This is a genomic window from Phaeovulum sp., from assembly GCF_041596715.1.
Taxonomy (GTDB): domain Bacteria; phylum Pseudomonadota; class Alphaproteobacteria; order Rhodobacterales; family Rhodobacteraceae; genus UBA6213.
This window is the reverse complement of sequence record NZ_JBFHIA010000163.1, coordinates 1-7,429: the sequence shown is the minus strand read 5'-3', so window position 1 is coordinate 7,429 and position 7,429 is coordinate 1. Positions and strand designations below refer to the sequence as shown.

General features: G+C 62.2%; 4 protein-coding genes. All 4 read left to right on the top strand.

The window, feature by feature from the left end; all coding sequences use genetic code 11:
- Positions 1-917 (top strand): efflux RND transporter periplasmic adaptor subunit (locus tag ABY403_RS11430; protein ID WP_372840941.1); only part of this gene is annotated, 917 nt, incomplete at its 5' end.
- A 3-nt stretch (positions 918-920) separates the two neighbouring features.
- Positions 921-4,028: an efflux RND transporter permease subunit gene (locus tag ABY403_RS11425; protein WP_372840940.1), complete on the top strand. Its 3,108-nt coding sequence runs from the start codon at positions 921-923 to the stop codon at positions 4,026-4,028.
- A complete protein-coding gene (locus ABY403_RS11420; RefSeq protein ID WP_372840939.1) occupies positions 4,025-5,383 on the top strand; it encodes an efflux transporter outer membrane subunit in 1,359 nt (452 codons plus the stop codon). The genes ABY403_RS11425 and ABY403_RS11420 overlap by 4 nt, the downstream gene beginning before the upstream one ends.
- Before the next feature lie 376 nt (positions 5,384-5,759).
- Positions 5,760-7,429: ABC transporter ATP-binding protein (locus ABY403_RS11415; protein ID WP_372840938.1), on the top strand; the 1,670-nt coding region annotated here is incomplete at its 3' end.

Here is a 7,429-nt window from a genome sequence, read left to right as displayed (position 1 = left end):
TTGGTGATCCCTTGTTCAGGATCGACGATGCTGCGTATCTCGCAGCTGTAGCGAGTGCCCGTGCGAACGTTGCCACCGCAGAAGCCAATCTTCCTGTGTTTCAATCCGCATATGATCGTGCCGAGCAATTGGCTGGCAGTGGCTACACTCAGGCCGAACTCGAGGCCGCGCGCGCAAGTCTTGCGGAAGCCGAGGCGACACTGGATTCGGCCAAAGCCGCGCTGGCTTATGCGCAAACTGAACTGTCATGGACCACATTGAAGAGCCCGATCGAGGGGCGTGCCGATGTTGCGACGGTTTCTGTCGGAGATCTCGTGACAGCCGGGCAGGCAGACGCGTTGACCACCATTGTGCGGTCCGATCCGATCTATGTGGACATGGTGGAAACCAGCGCGCGAATCCTGTCGATCCGCAGAGGCATCGCCGAAGGCTCCCTCAAGCCGAGTGACAGTCTTCAGTCTGCGCTGACGCTGGAAAACGGTGACGTCTATCGCGGTACTGGGCAATTGGTCACACCTGGCAATGAAGTCTCCAAAACGACCGGAACCGTGACGATCCGGTTCGAGTTCGAAAACCCCGAGCAAGTGATTATTCCGGGCATGTTCGTGCGTGGCGAAATCGTTGTCGGCACGACGCAAGCCTACCTCGTGCCGCAGCGTGCTGCCACGCGCGGTAACTCCGGCAAACTTACAGCCTACATCGTGGGCGAAGACGGAACCGCAGAGCAGGTCACGTTGGAGGATGATGGCAGCTATGAAAACGCGTGGATCGTTCGCGAAGGGTTGAGCGATGGCGACCAACTGATCGTGGACGGGCTGTCGGCGCTCCGGCCCGGACAGGCGGTGATACCCGTCGCCGCGATCATCGATGAAGACGGTGTCGCCCGCAATGCCGACGCACCCACCGTGGAGAACTGATCCATGGCCAAGTTCTTCATTCACCGCCCGGTTTTTGCTTGGGTGCTGGCCATCGCGACGATGCTGCTAGGCGCCTACAGCATCACCAGCCTGCCGATTTCCCAGTACCCTGACATCGCCCAGACTACGGTGCGGATCAGCGCGTCCTACACCGGTGCCTCCGCCGAGACGGTCGAGAACTCGGTCACCACAGTCATCGAAGACGGGCTGACCGGGTTGGAAGGTCTGACCTACATGGAGTCGTCGTCCAGCGCGGGCGCCGCAAGTGTCTCGCTTACTTTTGATGACAGCATAGACCCTGACATGGCGCAGGTGCAGGTGCAGAACAAGCTGCAGCTCGTCGAGGCGCAACTGCCCGACGCAGTGACCAGCAGAGGGGTCTCTGTGAGCCGCTCGACCACCTCGATCCTCATGGTCGGTGCACTTGTCAACGAGGATAACAGCTATTCCTCGCTCGAACTGGGCGATATCCTGAGCAGCACCATCGTGGATGCGGTGCAGCGCACCGACGGTGTCGGGTCGATCATTACCTTCGGCAGCGAATACGCGATGCGGATCTGGCTGAACCCGGAGCGCCTCTACCAACATCAATTGACGCCGTCCGATGTGACCACTGCCGTCGCGCAGCAAAACACCAATGTCACTGTCGGCAGCTTGGGCGAGCAGCCGGTTACACAGGGCCATCAGTTCACGGTCTCCATGTCGGCGCAATCTCAACTTCAAACGGTCGAGGATTTCCAAGATATCCTGTTGAAAACTGAGGCGGACGGATCAGCCACCTATCTTGCTGATGTAGCGACGATCGAACTGGCCGAAGAAGATTACAGCAGCGTCACTCGCTTCAACGGCCATCCCGCCGTTGGCTTCGCCGTCAACCTGTCCACCGGAGCCAATGCAGTCGATACCGCCGAGCGGGTTCGCACCGTTGTGGATGGGCTTTCTTCGGCTTTGCCCGAGGGGGTGAGCGTCGAATACCCCTACGACACCTCGCCCTTTGTCGAGGAATCCATAGACCAAGTGTATGAGACGCTGATCGAGGCCGTCGTTCTGGTATTTCTGGTTATTTTCCTCTTCCTGCAAAGCTGGCGCGCGACGATCATTCCGACGATTGCCGTTCCGGTGGTTCTGCTCGGGACATTCGGTGTGCTGTCCGCCTTCGGCATGTCGATCAACACGCTGTCGATGTTCGCGCTGGTGCTGGCCATCGGCCTGTTGGTCGATGACGCGATTGTCGTGGTCGAGAACGTAGAGCGCGTGATGAAAGAAGACGGGGTGGACGCGGTGGCGGCCACCGAAAAGACCATGGGCGAGATATCGACCGCGCTGGTCGGAATCGTGATGGTCCTGTCGGCGGTGTTCTTGCCGATGGCCTTCATGTCCGGATCGACCGGGGTGATCTACAGGCAGTTCTCAATCACGATCATCTCGGCAATGGTGCTGTCGCTGTTTGTGGCGCTGATCCTCACGCCCGCGATGTGCGCGCAGCTTCTGAGGCCGGGCCATGACAAGACCGTGGTGGCCCCGCTGCGTTGGTTCAACACAGGGTTCGAGCGGCTGATCGGCGGTTATGGCGCAACGGTCGGGCGACTCTCCCTGCGGCCCTTCCGTATGGTCGTGGTGCTGGGGCTCGTCGGTCTTGGTGCCTACTGGATCTATGATCGCCTGCCCTCGTCCTTCCTGCCGACCGAGGACCAAGGTGTTCTGATGGCGATGATCGAACTGCCACAGGGATCGACCGTGCAGCAGACGGAACACATGATCGAGCAGGTCGAGCAGTATCTGCTAACGCAAGAAGCGGACGCTGTTACCAGCGTTTTCGCCAACGTCGGGTTCAGCTTCGGCGGATCTGGGCAGAACTACGGGATGATGTTCATCAAGCTCAAGGATTACGAGGATCGCCCGGGCCAGGATGCGGCCGATGTGATGATGCGCGCCAACCGTGCGTTCTTCCAGTCCCGGCTTGGCAGCATTTTTGTGCTGCAACCCCCCGCCATCCAGGGGTTGGGAACCACTTCGGGGTTCACGATGTATCTGGTCGATCAGTCGGGCGCCGGGCAAGAGGCGTTGAGTGCCGCCGCTGATCAGTTGGTGGCGAACGGGCTTGCCGACGGGCGGGTCACCAACCTGCGCGGCAATGACGCGGCCAGCGAACCGTCGCTGAAGCTGCGGATCGACCAGCAACAGGCGGAGGCGCTGGGCGTTTCGCTGTCGGACGTCAACGCCATGCTGTCTACGGTTTTCTCGGGGTCCTATGTGAACGACTTCCCGCTTGGCAACGACCTGCGCGAGGTGATCGTGCAGGGTGGGGCCGAGTGGCGTATGCAACCCGAGGACGTCGATCATTGGTATGTGCGCAATTCCACGGGCGAAATGGTGCCTCTCTCGGCCTTTGTCAGCCGCGAATGGGAGATGATCACGCCCAAGCTTTCCCGCTATGGCGGCACCCGCGCGCTGCAGATTTCGGGCGAAGCGGCGGCTGGCATCAGCTCGGGCGATGCGATGGACGTGATGGATCAACTCACCAGCGATCTGGATGGCTCCTACGCCGCCGCCTGGACCGGGCTCAGCTATCAAGAACGGTTGTCGGGGGATCAGGAGGTCATTCTCTACGCGATCTCGGCACTGGTCGTGTTCCTCAGCCTCGCCGCGCTTTATGAAAGCTGGTCCGTGCCCTTTGCGGTGATGCTTTCGGTTCCGGTCGGCATTCTGGGTGCCTTGTTTGCGACCTGGTATTTGGGCCAGTCGAACGACGTGTATTTCAAGGTGGGCCTGCTGACGACAATCGGCTTGGCGGCCAGAAACGCCATCCTGATCGTCGAGTTTGCGCAATCCCTGCGCGCGCAGGGCAAGTCTCTGCTGGAGGCGACAACATCGGCGGCGCGCTTGCGGCTGCGCCCGATCGTGATGACCTCGCTAGCCTTCGGCTTTGGCATCCTACCCTTGGTGCTTGCCTCGGGGGCGGGGGCCAACGCGCAGAAATCCATCGGCACGGGCATGCTGGGCGGGATCATCTTTTCCGCGGTCATCGGGGTGGTGATGGTGCCGGTCTTCTATGTCGCCGTCATCAAAACTACCGAACTATTTCGTGTAAAAAAGGAGAGGGTGCAGTGAAGCCCCATTATCTGTTGACGTGTCTGTTGGTTGCCGGCTGTGCGGTTGGTTCCGACTATCAGCGCCCTGACGTTTCCTTGCAAACCCGGTTTGTCGGGGGGGATGCGGACGCGATCGAGGCGGTTGCCGCAGAGCAATGGTGGCTGGCCTATAAAGATGCGACGCTGACCGCGTTCGTAACACGTGGCCTAGCGCAGAACCTCGATGTGATGGCCGCCACCGAGGCGATCCGGCAAGCGCAGGCAGAATTGCGCGCGACAGGCGTGAACTCCGCCTTGGATGGCTCGCTTTCGGCATCGACAACGCGCTCCGGCAGCGACGGATCCGGCACCACCAGCACAGTGGAAAGCAGCGCTTTGGGCGCCTCGATGGTTGTCGATCTGTTCGGCGGTGTCCGGCGCGAACGCGAAGCCGCCCTTGCGTCGCTGACCAGCGCGCAAGCCGATGCCGAGACGGTCAGGCTTGCATGGCTGGCCGAGCTTGTCGCTGCCTATTCGAACGCGCGCTATTACCAAGAGGTCCTTGCGCTGATCCGCACGACGATCGACGCGCGCCAAGAAACCGTAGAGATTACCCGCACCAAGTTCGAAGCGGGCGCAGCGACGGAATACGAGGTCGCCGAGGCGCAGGCATTGCTTTCCACGGCGCGGGCCGGATTGCCGCAATATGCCGCACTGTTTGACGCGAATGTCTATGCGATCGCGACGCTGCTCAACGAACCTGCGGGGCCGATTGTGGCGCAGATGCAGCGTGGATCGCCGCAACTGTCCACGCCCGCCGCGACGCGCACCGGTGTGCCCGCCGACCTGTTGCGCAACCGCCCGGATGTGCGCAGCGCCGAAGCTGACCTTGCCGCCGCGGTGGCCGCAGTTGGTGTGGCAGAGGCCGCGCTTTATCCATCGCTGACGCTGTCCGGCACAGTCGGCCGCAGCGATGGCGCGGATTCGTGGAGTTTTGGGCCGCAACTGTCGCTTCCCGTGTTCAATCAGGGGCAGCTTCGGGCAAGCCGTGATGTTCGGATCTCCGCGGCAAGTCAGGCCGAAATTGCATGGCGAGCCTCCATCAACGGGGCTGTGGAAGACGTGCAGGTCGCGCAATCCAATCTATCCCGCTATCGGCAGCGGACAGCTTTGCTGAATACAGCGGCCAGCGACTACGACCGCGCTCTGACGTTGGCGCAGCAAAACTACCGCAGCGGAGCAATTACGCTGCTGGACCTGCTCGAGACAGACAGGAACACTGCGTCAGCCAAAATCTCAGCAGCCTCGGCGGCGAATGATGCGGCACAAGCATGGGCTACGTTGAACATCGCTACTGGCGCGGGTTCCGCCGTGACCGGGCAGCCAAGCGGCTGATCGGCGCAAATGCGGCGCAGGCAGATGCGGGGTAGGCTGGCCAGCGCAAAGCAAAGGGTGGTGAAATACCTGTGGAACTGCTGAGCCATTCTGGAAAAATCGCACATGTCGTCGCCGGCCCAGGCGCTTTTGGGCCGGCGCTGATGCTCTTCGGCGCGTGACCCCCCGGGGCCACGCGTCGCGCGGCCCTAAGCTTAGATCCGGTATGCGTGAAGTCCTGAGGAAGATCACGTCAACCGGGCTTTTCAGATGGTGAAAACCCTTGTTTGAAGAGACGAGAGCGGCTGATACAGGGGCTCGCATCCCCGGTGCACCCAGCTGGCGAGAAAGGTTCCTTGCGTACAAAGGGGCGCTTCTTGCCCTGTTTCTGTGCCAGATGGGTCAGGTTACGGCCGCCCTGCTGTTGCCGAGTTTCAGCGCGGATGTGATCGACCTTGGGATCGGGGCCGAGGATCCGTCGGCCGTTCGATACTATGGCGGGCTCATGGCCGTCGCCGCCGTGGTGCAGATCGTGTTGAGCGCCTCGGCGGTCTTTCTCGGGGCGAAAATCGCCTACCGCATCGGTCAAAGCCTCCGCGCCGATGTGTTCGACAAGGTGCACAGCCTCGCCCTGTCGCAGGTCCAGGATTTTACCGTCGGCTCTCTCATCACCCGGTGCACCAACGATGTGCTTCAGGTCCAGTCGATGCTGATCATGAGCTTCACGATGATCGTGGTCGCCCCGATCATGGGCGTGGGGGGCTCGATCATGGCGGTGCGTCAGGACGCGCAACTCTCGTGGCTGTTGCTTGTCGCGGTGCCGATCCTGGCGGCGATCATCGGCTTTCTGACCTTCAAGGCCGTGCCGCTGTACCAGCGGATGCAGACGCAACTCGATGGCGTGAACAGCATCCTGCGCGAACAGATCGAAGGGATCCGCGTCATCCGCGCCTTTCTGCAGCAGTCGCGCGAGACCAGGCGTTTCGGAACCGCGAATGCGGACCTGACCCGGACGGCAATCTGGTCGGGCCGGTTGATGGCCATGATCATCCCGTCCCTGACCGCCGTGATGCAGCTCACCTCGGTCGCGTTGATCTGGATGGGGGCCGAGCGGGTACGGGCGGGAGAACTGGAGATCGGCGCGCTGATCGCGTTCCTTTCCTACCTGGTGCTGATCCTCGTGGCCGTGATGATGATGGGGTTGATGATCGTCATGTTGCCACGCGCCCTGGTCAGTGCGCGGCGGATCACCACCCTGCTGCAAAGCCCGCTGGAAGTCGGCCCGCCGGCGGAGCCCAAGCCCCTGCCGCCACGGGGCAGCGGGCTGCGCCTGCGGCTCGAAGACGTCGGCTTTGGCTATCCCGGCGCAGAAGCGATGGTCATCGAGGATATCACCTTCGAGGTTGGCCCCGGCGAGGTGCTGGGCATCATCGGCGCGACGGGGTCGGGGAAATCGACCCTTCTCAACCTGATCGCGCGGCTCAACGATCCCGGCACCGGGCGGGTCACGCTGGGGGATGTGGACCTGCGGGAGATCGCGCAAGAGGATCTGTCGGCGCATATCGGCTATGTGCCGCAGAAGGCCTATCTTTTCTCGGGAACCGTTGCGGACACCCTGCGCCTCGGAAACTCCGAGGCGGACGAGGCCACGCTCTGGAAAGCGCTGGAGATCGCGCAAGCCGCCGATTTCGTCCGGGCCCTGCCCAAGGGGTTGGCGGCGCCAGTGGCACAGGGCGGCGCGAACTTTTCCGGCGGGCAGCGCCAGAGGCTCGCCATCGCGCGGGCGCTGGTCTGCGATGCCGATCTCTACCTGTTCGACGACAGCTTTTCGGCGCTTGACCAGACCACGGATCGCAAGCTGCGGGCTGCGCTCAGAGCGGCCGTCAGCCATGCGGCCACGGTGATCGTCAGTCAGCGGGTGGCGTCGATCCGGGATGCCGACCGGGTGCTGGTCATCGAGAAGGGACGCATGGTCGGTCTCGGGCCGCACGACACGCTGATGCAGGAATGCCCCGTCTACGCTGAAACCGTCCGCTCGCAGGCCCGGCCCGAGGAGGACGCAGCATG

Bases quoted from the DNA above. Each gene is read 5' to 3' on its own strand.
- ABY403_RS11425 (WP_372840940.1), top strand. From the start codon at position 921: ATGGCCAAGTTCTTCATTCACCGCCCGGTTTTTGCTTGGGTGCTGGCC.